The 17,697-nt window shown below is 62.2% G+C and carries 14 protein-coding genes; 6 read left to right on the plus strand and 8 right to left on the minus strand.

Features of this window, described 5'->3' with window-relative positions; genetic code table 11:
* Positions 1 to 50 precede the first annotated feature (50 nt).
* Together SJY08_RS00940 and SJY08_RS00945 are read right to left on the minus strand one after the other, a co-directional pair.
* Positions 51 to 1,865, minus strand: coding sequence for a 1-deoxy-D-xylulose-5-phosphate synthase (locus SJY08_RS00940; protein WP_377278430.1), 1,815 nt, complete (start codon positions 1,863 to 1,865; stop codon positions 51 to 53).
* Positions 1,866 to 2,144: 279 nt separating this feature from the next.
* Positions 2,145 to 2,531, minus strand: coding sequence for a cytochrome c family protein (locus SJY08_RS00945; RefSeq protein ID WP_054147794.1), 387 nt, complete (start codon positions 2,529 to 2,531; stop codon positions 2,145 to 2,147).
* A gap of 166 nt (positions 2,532 to 2,697) precedes the next feature.
* Between SJY08_RS00945 and SJY08_RS00950 the strand changes: the two genes are divergently transcribed.
* Positions 2,698 to 3,144: a TspO/MBR family protein gene (locus SJY08_RS00950; RefSeq protein WP_377274250.1), complete on the plus strand. Its 447-nt coding sequence runs from the start codon at positions 2,698 to 2,700 to the stop codon at positions 3,142 to 3,144.
* Here the strand turns inward: SJY08_RS00950 and SJY08_RS00955 are convergent.
* From SJY08_RS00955 to SJY08_RS00980, 6 genes are all read right to left on the minus strand, one after another.
* The gene (locus SJY08_RS00955) at positions 3,111 to 3,413 is read right to left on the minus strand and encodes a hypothetical protein (protein WP_377274252.1); all 303 of its coding nucleotides are present in this window, start codon (positions 3,411 to 3,413) and stop codon (positions 3,111 to 3,113) included. The genes SJY08_RS00950 and SJY08_RS00955 overlap by 34 nt on opposite strands.
* The gene (locus SJY08_RS00960) at positions 3,410 to 4,615 is read right to left on the minus strand and encodes a geranylgeranyl diphosphate reductase (RefSeq protein WP_377274254.1); all 1,206 of its coding nucleotides are present in this window, start codon (positions 4,613 to 4,615) and stop codon (positions 3,410 to 3,412) included. The genes SJY08_RS00955 and SJY08_RS00960 overlap by 4 nt, the downstream gene beginning before the upstream one ends.
* A 34-nt stretch (positions 4,616 to 4,649) precedes the next feature.
* Positions 4,650 to 6,014: a BCD family MFS transporter gene (locus SJY08_RS00965; protein WP_069043222.1), complete on the minus strand. Its 1,365-nt coding sequence runs from the start codon at positions 6,012 to 6,014 to the stop codon at positions 4,650 to 4,652.
* Between the two features lie 11 nt (positions 6,015 to 6,025).
* Positions 6,026 to 6,949 carry a chlorophyll synthase ChlG gene (gene chlG / locus SJY08_RS00970; protein ID WP_377274257.1) on the minus strand — a complete coding sequence of 308 codons (924 nt, stop codon included), beginning with the start codon at positions 6,947 to 6,949 and terminating at the stop codon, positions 6,026 to 6,028.
* 61 nt (positions 6,950 to 7,010) lie between these two features.
* Positions 7,011 to 8,462 (minus strand): transcriptional regulator PpsR, encoded by a 1,452-nt coding sequence (ppsR, locus tag SJY08_RS00975; protein WP_054147800.1) that lies wholly within the window; start codon positions 8,460 to 8,462, stop codon positions 7,011 to 7,013.
* Entirely contained in the window at positions 8,459 to 9,241 is a 783-nt protein-coding gene (locus SJY08_RS00980) for a cobalamin-binding protein (RefSeq protein WP_069043225.1), read from the minus strand. The genes ppsR and SJY08_RS00980 overlap by 4 nt, the downstream gene beginning before the upstream one ends.
* Positions 9,242 to 9,618: 377 nt before the next feature.
* Here SJY08_RS00980 and bchF point away from each other — a divergent pair, with 377 nt between their 5' ends.
* Genes bchF through bchL form a run of 5 tightly spaced genes read left to right on the plus strand, consistent with a single transcriptional unit; the run spans position 9,619 to position 17,695 of the window.
* Entirely contained in the window at positions 9,619 to 10,164 is a 546-nt protein-coding gene (gene bchF, locus SJY08_RS00985) for a 2-vinyl bacteriochlorophyllide hydratase (protein WP_069043226.1), read from the plus strand.
* On the plus strand, positions 10,161 to 11,465 hold the full coding sequence (locus SJY08_RS00990; RefSeq protein ID WP_377274260.1) for a ferredoxin:protochlorophyllide reductase (ATP-dependent) subunit N: 1,305 nt from the start codon (positions 10,161 to 10,163) through the stop codon (positions 11,463 to 11,465). Before bchF ends, SJY08_RS00990 begins: the two co-directional genes overlap by 4 nt.
* A complete protein-coding gene (bchB, locus tag SJY08_RS00995; protein WP_377274262.1) occupies positions 11,462 to 13,024 on the plus strand; it encodes a ferredoxin:protochlorophyllide reductase (ATP-dependent) subunit B in 1,563 nt (520 codons plus the stop codon). Before SJY08_RS00990 ends, bchB begins: the two co-directional genes overlap by 4 nt.
* Positions 12,996 to 16,769, plus strand: a complete 3,774-nt coding sequence (locus SJY08_RS01000) for a magnesium chelatase subunit H (RefSeq protein WP_377274264.1) — start codon at positions 12,996 to 12,998, stop codon at positions 16,767 to 16,769. The genes bchB and SJY08_RS01000 overlap by 29 nt, the downstream gene beginning before the upstream one ends.
* Entirely contained in the window at positions 16,766 to 17,695 is a 930-nt protein-coding gene (gene bchL, locus SJY08_RS01005) for a ferredoxin:protochlorophyllide reductase (ATP-dependent) iron-sulfur ATP-binding protein (RefSeq protein WP_377274266.1), read from the plus strand. The genes SJY08_RS01000 and bchL overlap by 4 nt, the downstream gene beginning before the upstream one ends.
* The last annotated feature ends 2 nt before the right edge of the window (positions 17,696 to 17,697 follow it).

A 17,697-nucleotide genomic window follows, 5' to 3' on the forward strand; every position in this document is an offset into this window, starting at 1 on the left:
CGCCAAACCTCTCGTAGTCGAATACGCCCGATGCCGTCTTGTGGTTTAGTTCAGCGGTCCTCCGCGCGGTGGAGGCGCGTCGGTAGTTCCTGCTGTCCGGCCCTTGCGGACCTGCGAATATCGGCATTAGGCCTTGCCACCGTAAGACCGTTGCGCGCTGCAGCCGCAATGTGGCGGGCTGTCAGCTTGGCTTCCTCGTACATGTCCTCGGGGCTTGCCTGGGCGATGAACGTGTCCGGTAGCGTCAGGGTCCGGACGGCACAACGTCCGTCGAGCATGCCGTGATTGGCGAGGTGGTGAAGAACGAGGGCGCCGAACCCGCCGGTCGCGCCTTCCTCGACCGTCACCAGCATCGAATGGTTGTCGACGAGTTCAGCCAGAAGCGCGGTATCGAGCGGCTTGGCAAAACGCGCGTCGGCGACCGTCACGGAAATTCCTTCGAGTGCCAGAAGGCGGCGGGCCTTGAGACAGTCGGCAAGCCGGGTGCCGAATGACAGGAGCGCGATCTGGCCTCCCTGCTCGATGATGCGACCGCGGCCGATCGGCAGAACTTCGCCACGGATCGGAAGGGGGACGCCCGTGCCCTCGCCACGCGGGTAGCGAAATGCAATAGGACCGTGATCATGGGCTGCTGCCGTCGCAACCATGTGTACGAGTTCAGCCTCGTCGCTTGCGGCCATCACTGTAAAGCCGGGCAGGTTGGCGAGATAGAGAATATCGAAGGCGCCGGCATGGGTAGGGCCGTCAGCCCCGACCAGCCCGGCTCTGTCGATCGCGAAACGGACAGGCAACTGCTGCAGGGCCACATCATGGACGATCTGGTCATAGGCGCGCTGCAGGAAGGTCGAATAGATCGCGCAGAATGGTTTCATGCCGCTGGCCGCGAGACCGGCAGCAAAGGTGACGGCATGCTGTTCGGCAATGCCGACATCGAAGGTGCGATCGGGAAAGGCGGCTCCAAAGCGGTCGACACCGGTGCCGGCTGACATGGCGGCCGTGATCGCGACGATGCGGTCATCCGTTTCCGCTTCCGCAATCAGGGCGTCGGCGAAGACCCGCGTGTAGCTCGGCGCCTTTGCTTCTGCCTTGTTTTGCTTGCCCGTTGACACATCGAACGGGTTCACGCCGTGATACTTGTCCTCGGCTGCTTCGGCCGGTGCGTATCCGGCTCCCTTGCGCGTGATAACATGCAAGAGGATCGGACCATCCTTCTCGTCCCGCAGTTCTGCCAGAAGTGGAACCAGCACGTCGAGATCATGCCCGTCGACCGGTCCACGATAGTCGAAGCCGAAGTTCTCGAACACGTTGCCGACATTCGTCCCGGCTTTCCGGCGGACGTCCGACAGGTGGCGGTTGAGCGCTCCGGTCGAGGCTGAAATCGACATGTCGTTGTCGTTGAGAATGACGATCAGCGGGCGGCCTGATGCCCCGGCATTGTTCATCGCTTCGAAGGCCATGCCGGCGGACATCGCGCCGTCACCGATGATGCATACGACGTGGCCGTCTTCCCCCTTCAAGTCCCGGGCAGTGGCAAAGCCGAGGCCTGCTGAAATCGACGTGGACGAGTGAGCGGCACCGAAGGGGTCGAAAGGGCTCTCGCCACGACGGGTAAAGCCGGACAGGCCGTCCTTCTTGCGCAGGCTGCGCATGCGGTCCCGCCGTCCGGTCAGGATCTTGTGCGGATAACACTGGTGGCTGACATCCCAGATGATCGTGTCGCGCGGGGCTGAGAAAGAGGCGTGGATGGCGACAGTCAGCTCTATCACGCCAAGACTGGAGCCGAGGTGGCCGCCGGTTTCGGAGACAACCCGAAGTGTCTCGCCGCGCAGTTCCTGCGCGAGACGACAGAGCGCCGCCTGGTCCATGCTTTTCAGGTCGTCAGGGACGCGCACCTGGTCAAGCAGAGGGGTGGCGACGTCATTCGCAAAAGAAAAACCCACTGTGCTCTCCTCCCACGAAAGAGCCCAATTCTCCTGGGTCCGCTGTCGCTGCGAGCGCCGATTTGGCGCATCCGGTGGGCGGTTGCCTGAGACTGGTGCAATATCATCATATTCGGAGAAGAAGAGCGATATGTAAACTTTTTTTTACACTTTTTCGCGGAATTCCGCCGGAATCTGCATCCCGGCGGAACGAGCCCCCAGAGATCAGGGGGCCGGGAAGGTTTTCATATAAGCGATTACGTCGGCGATTTCCTTCGGATCCTTCAAGCCGGCAAAGGCCATGCGCGTGCCCTTGACCACGCCACGGGGATTCTCGAGGTAAGCGGCCAGCTGTGCGTCATCCCATACCTTGCCGGCGCCGAAATCGGTCATTGCCTTGGAGTATTTGAAGCCTTCGGCTATGCCGGGCTGGCGCCCGATCACGCCCTGGAGAGAGGGGCCAACCTTATGTTTGGCGTCGGCGACGTTGTGACAGGCCGCGCATTTCTTGAACACGGCCTCACCGGCTGCAGCGTCTCCTTCCTGCGCGAAAGCGTTCTGAGACAGCAAAAGGGCTGCGACGGTGCAAGCGGCTGCAATTATCCTCGACATGTGTATCCTCCCATGGCATCGCGGATGAAGTAACAAATCATGCTGGCATAAAATTGACCCGTCCGGTTCACTCGCCGGGTGGTTCGCCTCTCATTCTGAAGCCAAGCTTGGAACCAGAATGCAGGCGATATGCTTCAATATACGGAAACCAACCCGGAGCTGGATCATGGCCGCAGTCGTCTTTCTCGTCATTGTTCTCGCAGCCGCCTCGAGCGGCGCGGTCTTCAAGCCCGGCGAGTGGTACGAGAACCTGCGTAAACCGAGCTGGACACCGCCCAAATGGGCCTTTCCCGTCGTCTGGACGATCCTTTATGTGCTGATCGGCTATGCCGGCTGGCTGATCTGGGATGTCGCCGGCTGGTCCCTGCCCATGGCCGTGTGGTCAGTGCAGATTGTGGCCAATGCTCTCTGGTCCTATTTCTTCTTCGGCATGCGGCGTATGGATCTCGCGCTCGTGGATGTTTCAGTTCTCTGGCTTTCCGTTGCACTGTTCATCCTGGTTGCCTGGCCTGTGGCGCCGCTCGCATCGGTCTTGTTCGTTCCCTATCTCGTCTGGGTGACGGCTGCCGGCGCACTCAATCAATCCGTCCGCCGCCTCAACCCGGAGGCCTGAGCCGCAAGCCTGATCCGTAAATCGATCAGGAAGGCGACCAGCGAGATAGCCAGCAGCAGGGCCAGCCACAGAACCTGTGTCTGGCGCATGGCCAGCCCGAAGGCGGCGAGAAGAGCGCTGCCCGAGATGGCGTTGGGCGCGAGATTGACGACAGTCGATCGTGGCTCTGGTGATCGCCGGGCGACGATCAGGGTGATTGCCCACAACAGCGCAATCGCCACCGCACTGATCCAGCCGGACGTGAAGAGGAAGACCAGCGATGCCGTCATCTTTGCCCTGCAGGGATGCCGAACAGTTTGGCGAGATCTTTGAAAAAAACGCGCAAATGGGCAAGGGGGTCACGGCGCACGAGTTTCTTGTTGAGATAGGATTCCCAGGTCAGCCGCTGCACGTCGGGATCTGCGCACATGGCCACGAACTTCTCGCGCAGCCTGTCGTTGCGATACCAGATCTTCTGCATGATGCCGAGGATCAGGAAGACCCTGCCATGAGCCCGCATGAAGGTCCGGCGCGCATCGGCCAATGCCCGCCCGCTATTCGACAGCAGTGACTGGTGCACGGCGTCTGCCGATAGCCTTCCGCAGAGCATGGCGTAATAGATGCCTTCGCCCGAAGACGGGGCGACGGTGCCTGCGGCATCGCCAGCCAGCAGAACGTTGCGGCCGTTGTCCCAGCGCTTCATCGGCTTCAAGGGCAAGGGCGCCCCTTCTCTTCGGATGACCCGACAGTCGCCGAGGCCGGCCGCAAGCTTCAAGGCCCGCGTCGCCTCCCGAATGTTGTGACCCTTGACGGCCGTGCCTGTGCCGATGCTGGTGTGGCCCCCATGGGGGAAGACCCAGCCATAGAAGTCAGGCGAGATGCGGCCATCATAGACGACGTCACAGCGGTCGGCCTTGAAGACGGCCTCATCGGCGTTGGACGGGCTTTCGACGATCTCGTGATAGGCAAAGACATAGGGCGGCTTGCGGGAGGCCGGGAACATCAGGCGCCGCACGGCCGAGTTGGCGCCGTCTGCACCGATGACGCGTCGGGCCCGGATCTGGATCGGTTCCGGACCGGCATCCTTGGCCGTCGATTCCACTGTCAGTTCGAGCAGGCCGCCGTCTCCTTCCGCCATCTTGTCGAGCTTGCCGCAAAGTCTCTCCGCTCCGGCGTCGGCGGCGCGCTGACGAAGGTAAGGGTCGAAGGCGGCGCGATCGACCATGCCGACATAACCGATGTCGCCGATCGTCATGTCCACGGTCCGACCTGATGGTGCGATGATCCGCGCCGCATTGGCGCGCGCCACCAGCTGGGCCTCGGGAATGGCGAAATCGGCCAGCGCTCTCGACGGGATTGCCCCACCGCAGGGCTTGATCCGGTTGTCCGGGTCGACGAGGAGCACGCTATGCCCCTTCTCGGCCAGCCGCTCGGCGGCCATGGCACCACAGGGGCCTCCACCGACAACGACAACGTCATAAATCTTCGACATGCGCGTCTCCCTGCCGGGCATCCGGCCTCAGGGTTCATTCTCCAGGCATGATAGCAGCGTCTTGAATCGGTGCTTGCGATCGCATCGACTGATGTCCGATACGCGTTGCGACGAGTGCCGACACGAGGAAAAGGCCCGCCTCAATCGAGAAGACCGCCGCGAAAGCATGTGCATCACTCGCCATCAGCCAGCGGCCGAGATCGAGCGCCACCGTTCCCAGGACGCCGCCGAGTCCAAAGGCGATAGCCTGTGCTGCACCCCAGACGCCCATCCGCATTCCGTAGTTGGATGTCCGGCCCTGTCCCGCAAGGATCATCATCGTGCCGACGGCTGCTACCGCAAAGGCGCCGTTGGTCGCGCCGAGCAGGAAGATGTTGAACTCCAGCGGCCAGAAGGGTGCGGCTTGCGTGGACAGCGCAAGGGCGCCCAAAGCCACGGCCGAGCCGAAGCAGCCCCAGGTGATGAAATGTCTCGGCAGATTGGGATAGTGTTTTCCAAGGAGCGCGCCCGAAAGCCCAACCGTCATCATGCCAAGCAGCACGCCGCCATGCTGGATGCCTGAGAGCGCCGTCGTTTCGCCCGGCGTCATGCCGAAGAGAAGGCCGGCATAGGGCTCAAGGATGAGGTCCTGTGTGGCGAAGGCCAGCATGGAAAGGAAGATGAACAGTGTGAAGAGCCGCGCCTCGCGGTCATCGAGCACGTCTCGCAAGCTTTCCCGGAAGCCCGCAACCGCGGGGCGCTCTTCCGATGCCCCCACCGTCGGTCGGGCCTCCATGCCCGCCACTCCGACGATGCCGATGAGGAAGGCAACCACGCCGGTCGCTGCCGTGACGGCGACCAGGCGCTCGTGGGAATAGGGATCGAGCTGCGCGCCAACGACGATGGATGTCACGATGATGCCTGTGATCATCAGCATCCAGGTGATCGTCGCGGCTGCTGCGCGTTTTTCGACTGCCGTCTTCATGGCGATCAGCGCAAGCAGAGATGTTCCAGAGGCGCCAATGCCGATGCCGATCAGGATATAGGCGACGATCGCCGCCATGATGCCGGCGAGAACCGACTGCTCGAAGAGAAGTGTCGTTGCAGCCGCGCCTGTTCCAGAAACGGCGAGGAGGGCAAGGCCGCCGAGGATCCAGTGTGTTCGGGATCGGCCGGTATCGGACTTGTGGCCCCAGATGGGGCGGGTGATCTGGACGCCGTAGTGCAGGCCGACCAGCAGACCCGGGATGACGGCGGCGAGACCGAGTTCGACGATCATCACCCGGTTCAGGGTCGAGGTCGTCAGCACCACGATTGCGCCGAGTGCTGCCTGGACGAGGCCCAGCCGGATGATCGCGAACCAGCCGAGGCCCTCGTCTGCGGAGCGGCTGGATTGGGGCTTGATGGCGAGCTGACGCATGATCGCGCTTTCTATCCGAGGGATGGCGCGGGGGGGGGCAGTGAGCCGAGCGCCACAGCTGCGGCCATCATACCGGTGACATAGAGACCCACACCCACCGCCGAGTACCAGACCGCCTTGCCTTCGGGATCACGCAGGAAACGGATCATGCATAGGAGTTGCAGGGCGAGAACGACTCCGACGAGGATTGCCCCTGTCTCAAGGCCGGCCTGTGCGAGCAGAAGGATGACGCAGGCCTGTGAGACGGCCATGACTAGGCAGGCAATCCGGGCAGCGTTGAGGGCGCCGTGCAGAACCGGCAGCGTGTCGACGCCCATCTGCTGATCGCCCTTGATCGATTTGAAATCATTCAGCGTCAGGATGCCGTGAGCGCCGACGCCGTAGAGAAGCGCAATCATAAGGGTGCGGGTGGACGGCGCATGGCCGAGCGCTGCCGTCGCGGCCGTGATCCAGGGCAGGGTCTCATAACTCAGGCCGACAACGCCATTGCCGATCCAGCCATTTTGCTTGAAGCGGAAGGGTGGCGCGCTGTAGCCCCAGGCGAGCGCGAGGCCAACCAGGGCAGCGGCAAAGACGAGTGGCCCAAGAAATGCTGCAACGGCCATGGACAGAACGGACATGACTATTGCGATGGCCAGTCCCCATTGGCCGGGCATTCGGCCCGATGGAATGACCCTATGCGGCTCGTTGATCGCATCGACATGGCGATCGAACCAATCGTTGACTGCCTGGCTCATGCCACACAGCAGCGGTCCGGCGAGGAGCACGCCGAGCGCGATCGGAAACCACCGGTCGCCTATGCCAGCTCCCGAGGCAATCGCACCACAGGCAAAGGCCCACATCGGCGGAAACCATGTAATCGGCTTCAACAACTGCACCACCGCCTTAGGCGACGGGTAGGAGGCTGCCGGGACATGGGAAGGGATCTGAGCCATGGGAGGAAGCTAGTCCGCACCCTGGGGTGTGTCAACTAAAATTGACAGTCTTGATCGTCTGTCAGGCGTGACGATCGGAGCCGGGACGGTAGTCCTCAAGCCCGTGGCGCCGCAGCTTGATATAGAGGCTCTGGCGCGAAAGGCCCAGGATCTCCGCTGCATAGGCGCGGTTGTTGCTGGTTTGATCGAGTGCCGCCTCGATGCAGATCTTTTCGATCACATCGAGGGATTCCCGGATCAGGTCCTTGAGCGGAACCTTGCCCACGAGTGCGGAAAAGCCCTCGGCCTGGTCGGACATGCCCGGAGACGGAATGGTCAGGCGCTCATTGCCCGTCTGCTGTGGGATCACGATCAACTGGATCGTGTTGCTGCTGGCATTGAGCCGGGCCGAGATGCTGACGGCGCTTTCGCCGGAAAGATTGTCGGTCAGGGTCGAGGTGAAGCCGCGAATGGACGGCTCGTCCAGGAGGCGCGTGTAGAGCACGCGGATATCGATGGCGGCGCTCGTGAACCAGGATCCGATGTTGCGGCCGAGAACCTGGGTCAGGGACGGCGCATGAATGAGGTCTAGAAACAGGGTATTGGCCGCGAGGACCACACCTTCGGCATCCGTCAGCAAGACGGCCTCAGGCAGATCCGCAATCTCGACCCCCGTGCCGCCGACCGGCCGCTCCGTACGCTGGCGCTTGCTTTCCTTGTCCTGGTCGGCTGGCCAGATCGCCAGAAGAACATTGGTGATGCCGTTTTCCCGATAGGAGCGGATCGTGAGCGAAACGGGCTCGCCCTTGGCGACGCTTACGCCATCCACATTGACCGGATTGGGACTGTGGCGTGCCTCGCTGATCGCGTCTCCAACCCGATCGCGGTCTTCCTTGGCGAAGAGGTCTCGGATGGACTTGCCGGACAGGGGCGCGCCGGTCGAGGACAGAAGCGTGCTGGCAGCCGGATTGGCATCCAAAATCGTACGCCGTTCGCCATCGAGCATGACATAGGCGACGGTTGCGACCTTGAAAGCCGTCCGATAACGGGTCTCGGCTTCCTTCAGTTCGCGGTAGTCGGCCTCCAGTTCCATCTGGGTCTGGACGAGGCGCTGCTGGTCGAGCATCTGCTGGCGCAGCTCGCGGCCAACCACGATGGTATAGGGAAAGTCTCGGGCGGTGTAGGCGGAGTAGACGACCGGAAGATCGGGCTTCCCGCTGCACTTGTGGTTGACCTGGTAGCCGCGCAGGGGGCGGTGGCTGGTCTCTGCCGACAGCATGGAGTCGATCTTCGGGACCGACTCGATCGTCACGCAGTCCTGAAGCCGCTTGCCAACCGTCTTTGACAAGCCATAGTCGGCAAGATCCTTGTTGGTGAAATAGACTTGTGAGATGATCGAGGACTGGTCGACGAGCAGAACGACGTCTGCGCCTAGGCTCACGAGCGAGCCTATCGAATCCGGATCGAGCGTCTTCAACAGGCTGTCTGCAACCGCGAAGCCATCTGTACCGCTATGACCGTTCAGTGGCTTCATGGAGTGAGCCAATCGATTCCGCTGGGTGTAACCACTGCCGTTCGGCCGGCGGCGCTAGCCTGCTGGCTGATTCTTTCCAATTCATAGTAACTTTCGCAGATCTTCACGGCGGAGTAAACGCTGTCACAGATGCAGTCAATCCCCAAACCTACAAGAAAATCAACGGAATCCAGCGCTGCTGTGCCGCCGACGATGAGGGGTAGGCGCGGCCCGGGGCGAAGCTTGCGCACATCCTGAACCAGGGTCTTGAATTCTGTAGCAAGCCGGATGTTGCTCCAGCCGATGCAGGCGACATCCGCCTCTTCGACGGCACGTGCGAAGGTCGGCGTTCTCAAGGCCGAGGGCTCAAGCACCTCGCTTGTCCAGCCAAGGCTGTCGAAGAGCAGGCCAATCAGGTGCGGCATCAGCGTATGCTGCTCGCCAGACGGCGTCATGATCAGCGCTGCGGGCGCATTTCGATTGCGATCGGCTTCCCGCAGGTCGAGCGACAGGGAGATTGCCAGCGCCTGCAGACGGGAGGTTCCTATTGTGACGTCGATGAAGTCGCAGTCATCCGAGACCCATTCCCGGCCGAGCAGGCGCGCGACGGTTTCCAGGAACAGAACCTTGACATAGTAGGGCCGGCCCCGCGGAAGTTCGTGGTCGAGAAACGCGCGCAGGGACGCCATGCGCGTGCGCGGGTGAAGAACGAGAATACGAAACTCAGCGAGCGCCCTTTCGTAGAGGCGATCGTGCTCCAGACCTCGGTCGTAACGTGTCGACAGCTTTTCGGCGGTCATCGAAGCCACCGTTCCCTCGATTAGGCGGCGGAGCTTCTCCCCGTCGCTTTGGGCTAGGTATGCTCTCTTGCCTTCCACGGCAACCCTTGTGAGCGGCTGCAGGCCCTCGCAATGCGACGGGGCCGTGCCATTTGGCCTCTCATTCATCCCTTGAAGTGATCCGTCCATCATCCCGCGCCGTGCTCCCCGCCCGCGAAACCGTTTCAATGCGGCGTCAGGCGTGGACGGCAGGCATCACGTCAGACGAGCAGGGGTACAATGTACTCACTTTTCATTTCTGTAAATAAAAATATACGTCAATCTAAGTTGACACTTCTGCTGTGGCGGGCGTAGTCTTGACCCAATCCGATTTCCTTTGGGAGGGGATGGGAGAAGGGATGACCGCCATGCGCATACCCACACCATCGGCATCAAGCCGAGCCCTTTACACACCGGACGAGCGCCGCAGGCGCGATGAAAGTGTCTGGACCTTGGTGCAGGGTATTCTTGCTCCCGTGCAGTTCTTTGTTTTCCTTGTCAGCCTCGGTCTGATCTTTCGCTTTCTGGCGACGGGTGAAGGCCTGTTTGCCGCCCAGGTGTCCATCGTCGTGAAGACGCTGACGCTCTATGCGATCATGATCACCGGCTCGATCTGGGAAAAGGTCGTGTTCGGCCGCTATCTGTTCGCCCGCCCGTTCTTCTGGGAAGACGTCTTCTCGATGCTGGTCCTGGCGCTGCACACCGCCTATCTCATCGCCCTGTTTGCCGGTTCGCTGACCTCAGACGCGTTGATGGCGCTCGCGCTTGCAGCCTATGTCACCTATGTGATCAATGCAGGCCAGTTCCTCTGGAAGCTGCGGCTTGCGAGGCTCGATCATGCCGAAAACCTGAGATCGTCTGCTGCACTTGGCAATGGCTCCTCTCTGACTGGGGGCGCGTCATGAACCAGCCGCTCGTCTCTTGCGCGACACCTTCGGCCACCATCCGGCAGCGCGGCCAGCATGAAGTCTTCTGTGGTCTGACGTCCATCATCTGGCTGCATCGCAAGATGCAGGATGCCTTTTTCCTCGTGGTCGGGTCGCGCACCTGCGCCCATCTCATCCAGTCTGCTGCCGGCGTGATGATCTTCTCCGAGCCGCGTTTCGCAACGGCCATCATGGAGGAGCGCGATCTCGCCGGCATGGTCGACATGCATGACGAACTCGACCGCGAAGTCGCTCGCCTGCTCGAGCGCCGTCCCGATATCCGGATGCTGGTGCTGGTCGGCTCCTGTCCGTCGGAGGTCATCAAGTTCGACCTCAACCGCGCCGCCGAACGGCTAGACAAGCGTTTCGGCTCGAAGCCGCGCGTCCTTTGCTATTCCGGCAGCGGCATCGAAACGACCTTTACCCAGGGTGAAGACAATTTTCTCGCGGCTCTGGTGCGCGACCAGTCCGTGCATGGCGCAGGCGACAAGGTCGCCAAGCTCGTTGTCGCCGGCTCGGTTGCCGATGTGGTGGAAGACCAGTTTGCCCGGCTGCTCGATGATCTCGGTTTGGAAGACGTCGTCTTCCTGCCAGGCCGCAGCAGCGAACGTCTGCCTCAGATCGGCCCCCACACCCGCTTCATCCTCGCTCAGCCCTATCTTGGTGCCACAGCGGCCGCACTCGAAAGCCTCGGTGCAACGCGCATCAATGCAATCTTCCCGCTCGGCGAAGAGGGTACCACGGCGTGGCTTAAGGCGATTGCCGATACGTTTGGCGTGTCGCCGGCCCGTTTTGCTGCCGTCACCGAAGCTCCGCGCCGCCGCGCGCTCGAAGCGACCGCGCATTACCGCAGTGCCCTCCAGGGCAAGCGTGTCTTCCTCTTCCCCGACAGCCAGATGGAGCCGTCTCTCGCCCGCTATCTCAGCCGCGAACTCGACGCCACGATCATCGAGGTCGGCAGCCCCTATCTGCACCGCGAGCATGTGGCTGGCGAACTCGCCATGCTGCCGCCGGGGGTCTCCATTTCCGAGGGCCAGGACGTCGAGATCCAGATCGACCGTTGTCGCACGGCAAAGCCCGACCTCGTCGTCTGCGGCATGGGGCTTGCCAATCCCTTCGAGGCGCAAGGCATCGTCACCAAGTGGTCGATCGAATTCGCCTTCACACCGATCCAGGGCTACGAACAGGCCGGTGACCTCGCCGAACTCTTCGCCCGTCCGTTGACGCGCAAAGCCATGATCGCGGGCGACCGCTCCGGAAATCGGAGGGCCGCATCATGAAGCTCACCATGTGGACCTATGAAGGACCGCCGCATGTCGGTGCCATGCGGATCGCCGCCTCGATGAAGGGCGTGCACTACGTGCTGCATGCGCCGCAGGGCGATACCTATGCCGATCTGTTGTTCACCATGATCGAGCGTCGCCCCTCGCGTCCGCCCGTCACCTACACCACCTTCCAGGCGCGTGATCTCGCAGGCTCCACGGCCGATGTGTTCAAGACCGCCTGCCGCGATGCGGTCGAGCGCTTCCAGCCGGATGCGCTTCTGGTCGGCGCCTCCTGCACGGCCGAACTTCTGCAGGACGATCCGGCGGGGCTTGCCAAGACGCTCGATGTCGGTATCCCGGTCGTGCCGCTGGAGCTTCCTTCCTATCAGAAGAAAGAGAACTGGGGTGCGGCGGAGACTTTTTATCGGCTTGTGCGCAGCTTTGCCGGCGGTCGCGAGCGTCCCACTGAGATTGCCCCGAACAGCTGCAACATCCTCGGTCCTTCAGCCCTCGGTTTCCGTAACCGTGACGACGTCACCGAAATCTGCCGACTGCTTGCCGCGAACGGTATCGACGTGCGTGTCGTGGCACCCCTCGGTGCAACCGTAGCCGACCTCGCCCGCCTGCCGGACGCCGCCTTCAACATCGTGCTCTATCCCGAGATCGGCGAGAGTGCGGCGCGCTATCTGAAGAAGACCTTCGGCATGCCCTTCGTCTCGACCGTGCCGATCGGCATCGGCGCGACGCGCACCTTCCTTGCGGAGGTCCGAGCGCTAGCAGGCCTTTCGAACGATGAACCTGTCGGCGAGGCTGAGGACCGGGCAACCTGGTATGCCCGCTCGGTCGACAGCAATTACCTCACCAACAAGCGCGTTTTCGTCTTCGGTGACGCGACCCATGCGATCGCTGCTGCCCGTATCGCAGCCCGAGAACTCGGCTTCAAGGTCTGCGGCATCGGCACCTACATGCGCGAGTTCGCCCGCGAAGTGCGTGAGGCTGCGGAAGAGTTCGGCGTTGAGGCGTTGATTTCCGACGACCATCTCGATGTCGAGCAGGCCATCATCGACGCCCGCCCGGAGCTTGTTCTCGGCACGCAGATGGAGCGCCACATCGCCAAGCGGCTGCGCGTTCCCTGCGCCGTCATCTCGTCCCCCGTGCATGTCCAGGATTTTCCGGCCCGCTACTCGCCGCAAATGGGCTTCGAGGGCGCGAATGTCATCTTCGACAGCTGGGTTCATCCGCTGATGATGGGGCTTGAAGAGCACCTTCTGCAGATGTTCCGGGATGACTTCGAGTTCAACGATCAGGCGCAGGCATCGCATCTGCATGCCCACGCCCCGGCAGCCGTGGCTGCTGCGACCGAAGTGATCTCCGACGATGAGACGCTTGTGCTTGCCGAGGTGCCCGCCGATGACGCGGCCTGGACGCCAGATGCCGAGCGCGAGCTGAAGAAGATCCCCTTCTTCGTGCGTGGCAAGGCCCGCCGCAACACCGAACTCTTCGCCGCCCGCAAGGGCATCCGCCCCATCACCGTGGAGACGTTGTATGACGCGAAAGCCCATTTCGCCCGCTGACGCGACCCCGGTCCGGGTGGTGTTCGTGACACTCGACAATCATATTGTCGCAGCTGTCGATGATGCACGACGCAGCCTCGCACAAGACCTGCCGGGTCTCACGCTCTCCGTGCATGCCGCAACTGACTGGAACGACAATCCGGCGAGCCTTGAAGCCTGCCGCGCGGCGATCCTTGATGGCGACATTATCATCGTCTCGATGATCTTCGTCGAAGAGCATGTGCGCGCCATCGCAGACGTGCTGGAAGCACGCCACCTCGAATGCGACGCCATGGCCTGCTGCATGTCGGCCGGCACGATCATGAAATACACGACCATGGGTCGCTTCAAGATGAGCGAGGAGCAGAAGGGTCCGCTGGCACTCCTGAAGAAGCTCCGTGGAAAAAGCTCGCGTGGTGGCAAGGACAGCGGCCGCACAGCTGGGGAACGCCAGCTCGCCATGCTGCGCCGCCTGCCGCAATTGCTGCGCTTCATTCCGGGGACCGCGCAGGACGTGCGCAACTACTTCCTGACGCTGCAATACCGCATTGCGGCTTCGGACGAGAATATCGCCAACATGGTCCGCCTGCTGGTCGGCAAATATGCCAAGGGCGAGCGCAAGGGCCTCCAGGGCCGCATCACGGTCGGGGATCCGGTCGAGTATCCCGACATGGGTCTCTATCATCCGGGCCTGAAGCCACGGGTCACGACTCAGCTCTCCAGCCTGCCGCACAAGGCGGGTGCGCGCGGGACGATCGGGCTTCTGCTTCTGAGAACCTACATCCTGTCTGGCGACACCGGCCACTATGATCGTGTCATCCGCGAGCTGGAACTGCGCGGCTTCAATGTCGTACCGGTTTTCTCCAGCGGTCTCGACATGCGCGGCGCAATCGAACGCTTCATGACGCCAGCTGCCGGTGGTTCGCGCATCGATGCACTCTGCTCGCTGACCGGTTTCTCGCTGGTTGGCGGACCGGCTTATAGCGATGCAGCTGCCGCTGCCCAGACACTTGCGGCGCTCGATGTTCCCTATTTCTCCGCGATGGCAACCGAGTTTCAGAGCAAGGAAGTCTGGTTTTCGTCGACGCAGGGGCTGACCCCGATCGAAACCACGCTGATGGTGGCGATCCCGGAACTCGACGGCTCGATCGGTTCCATGGTCTTCGGCGGTCGCTCTGACGCGGGTGGCGGGGCGAGAGCCTGCATCTGCTCGAGAGAGCTTGCCTCCTGCCCGTCCGGCAGGGCCTGCATGCAGCCCGATGACGAACGCGTCGTGCTGCTCGCCGATCGCCTCGCTGCCATGGTCGACCTGCGGCGCAAGGAACGTGCCGAGCGCCGTATCGCCATTGCGATGTTCAACTATCCGCCGAACAGCGGCAGCATCGGCACCGCCGCCTATCTCTCCGTCTTCGAGAGCCTGTTCGAGACCATGCGTCGGCTGAAATCGGAAGGGTACGATGTCGACTTGCCCGCCGATGCCGAAGCGCTGAAGGACGGCATTCTTGAAGGCAATGCAGCTCTTTATGGTGTCGAGGCGAATGTCCACACGGTCATCCCCGTCGACCAGCATGTGCGCAATGAAAAACACCTCGCCGATCTCGAATCAAAGTGGGGACCGGCTCCGGGACGTGTTCTCAGCAATGGGCGTGGCATCTTCGTGCTCGGCCGCCAGTATGGAAACCTGCTGATCGCGATCCAGCCGCCCTTCGGTTATGAGGGCGACCCGATGCGCCTGTTGTTCGAGGGCGGCTTTGCCCCGAACCATGCCTTTGCCGCCTTCTACCGCTATCTGCGCGAAACCTACCGCGCCGATGCCGTCTTGCATTTTGGCACTCATGGTGCACTGGAGTTCATGCCGGGCAAGCAGGTGGGCCTCTCTGCAGATTGCTGGCCGGATCGCCTCCTGGGCGCGCTTCCCAACTTCTATCTCTACGCCGCCAACAACCCGTCCGAAGGCACGATCGCCAAACGACGGTCGGCTGCAACGCTGATCTCCTATCTGACGCCGCCGATCACGCATTCCGGGCTCTACAAAGGCCTGACGGAGATCAAGGGCAGCCTGGATCGCTATCGCAGTGCAGCTCCCGAGGCGCGCGTCGAGCGCGAGAGGCTGTTCCAGCTCATTCAGGTGCAGGCCGAGCAACTGGACCTGGGCAAGAATGGTATCGCGCTCGCCGAATCCGACGTGGTGCTGGCGCTTGTGGCCGAGGTGGCTGAAGTCGAATACGCGCTCATTCCGCACGGTTTGCACATTGCCGGTCGCGCAATGGAAGAGAACGAGCGTTTGGAAATGCTCGACCATGTCGCCGCCAACATGCCGCCTGCCGTGCGTCCGCACCTTCAGACTGAGTTGATCGCCGCGATCGCCAAGGGTGACGCCGCGACGATTACGCGGATGACGAAGAATGCCGAGGGTGAGCTCAAGGACAGTATCGACAAGCTGGTGACGATGAACCGCGAACTGGCGCACAACGGCGAGATCGATGGCCTCGTCAGGGCGCTGGACGGCCGCTATGTCTTGCCGTCGCCCTCTGGTGACCTGTTGCGCACGCCGGAACTGCTGCCAACCGGTCGCAATATTCACGGTTTCGATCCCTTCGGCATTCCGAGCGCCTTTGCCATCCAGGATGGCGAACGCCAGGCAGCGAAGGTGCTCGAACGCTATCTCGCGACCGATGGACGCCTGCCGGAAACGGTGGCCGTTGTTCTCTGGGGCACCGACAATCTGAAGACCGGCGGCGCGCCGCTGGCGCAGGCCATGGCACTCATGGGTGCGCGGCCCAGACTCGATGCCTATAACCGCGTCTGCGGCGCCGTTCTGGTGCCACTCGAAGAGCTGCAGCGTCCGCGCATCGATGCGGTCATGACGCTGTCTGGCATCTTCCGGGATCTCCTGCCGATCCAGGCGAGCATGCTGGCCGAGGCGAGCTATCTCGCAGCTGTCGCAGACGAACCGGTCGAGATGAACTTCATTCGTAAGCATGCGCTCGCCTATTGCGAAAGCCATGGCTGCGACATCGAGGCGGCGGCTTACCGAGTGTTTTCGAATGCCGACGGCGCCTATGGATCGAACGTCAACATGCTGGTCGCCTCGTCCTCCTGGAGTGACGATGACGAGATCGCGCAGACCTACAGCAATCGCAAGAGCTTCGCGATCAACCGTCGCGGCAAGACCAGCGCGCAGGCCGAGGTGTTCGATGCGATGATCGGGCAGGTCGACATGGCCTACCAGAACCTCGATTCCGTCGAGATCGGGGTGACCACGATCGAGAACTATTTCGACACGCTGGGTGGCCTGACCAAGGCTGTCAACAGGGCCAAGGGTGGCGGTTCGCTGCCGGTCTTCATCTCCGACCAGACGCAGGGCGAGGGACGTGTCCGCACTCTCGGCGAGCAGGTCGCGCTGGAGACACGGACACGCACGCTGAACCCGAAATGGTTCGAGGGCATGCTGAAGCATGGCTACGAGGGCGTGCGCAATATCGAGACGCAGGTGACCAATACATTCGGCTGGTCGGCCACGACAGGCGATGTCGATCCCTGGGTCTACCAGCAGATCACCGAGACCTTCGTGCTCGACACCGAAATGCGCGAACGGCTGGCCACACTCAATCCGGCGTCTGCCGCGCGTGTCGCCAACCGGCTGATCGAGGCGCATGAGCGCAACTATTGGCAGCCGGATGCAGAAACGCTCGCCGCTCTGAAACAGGCCGGTGAAGAATTGGAAGACCGTCTCGAGGGGCTGGTCAGGGAGGCTGCCCAATGAACATCTACACGCATGGCAAGATCGCAGAACGCGAGGCCCGCATCGCCGAAAAGCTCCGGGAACGCTCGGATGGCGAGGGCAGCGTCCAGGTGCATCTCGACCCGACGATGGAGATCGACGGCGCCAAGGTCTTCGCGGTCTACGGCAAGGGTGGAATCGGCAAATCGACGACATCGTCGAACCTCTCGGTCGCCTTTTCCATGCTCGGCAAGCGCGTGCTGCAGATTGGCTGCGACCCGAAGCATGATTCCACCTTCACGCTGACGAAGAGCCTGATCCCGACCGTCATCGATGTTCTCGAAAAGGTCGATTTCCATTCGGAAGAACTCCGTCCGGAAGACTATATGGTCGAGGGCTATAACGGCGTTCAATGCATCGAGGCGGGTGGTCCGCCTGCCGGCACCGGCTGCGGCGGTTACGTCGTTGGCCAGACGGTGAAGTTGCTCAAGGAGCATCATCTGCTCGACGACACCGATGTCGTGATCTTCGACGTTCTCGGCGACGTGGTCTGCGGCGGCTTTGCCTCGCCGCTGCAGCATGCCGAACGCGCGGTCATCGTCGCCGCCAACGACTTTGATTCCATCTTCGCGATGAACCGGATCGTCGCCGCCATCAAGGCGAAGTCGAAGAACTACGATGTGCGCCTCGGCGGCGTGATTGCCAACCGTTCGCGCGAAACGGACCAGATCGACCGCTACAATGCGGCGATCGGGCTGACGCGCCTCGCCCATGTGCCGGACAGTGACCATGTGCGGCTGAGCCGACTGAAGAAGAGCACGCTGTTCGAGATGGGCGACAGCCCGGAGATCCTCGGCATCCAGAAGGAATACATGCAACTGGCCGAGCGCCTCTGGGCAGGCACCCCTGCGCTTGAGGCCGAGCCTATGAAGGACCGGGAAATTTTCGAATTTCTCGGTTTCGAGTGAGG

This window comes from Rhizobium sp. R86522 (genome assembly GCF_042466255.1).
In the GTDB taxonomy this organism is placed as follows: Bacteria; Pseudomonadota; Alphaproteobacteria; order Rhizobiales; family Rhizobiaceae; genus Allorhizobium.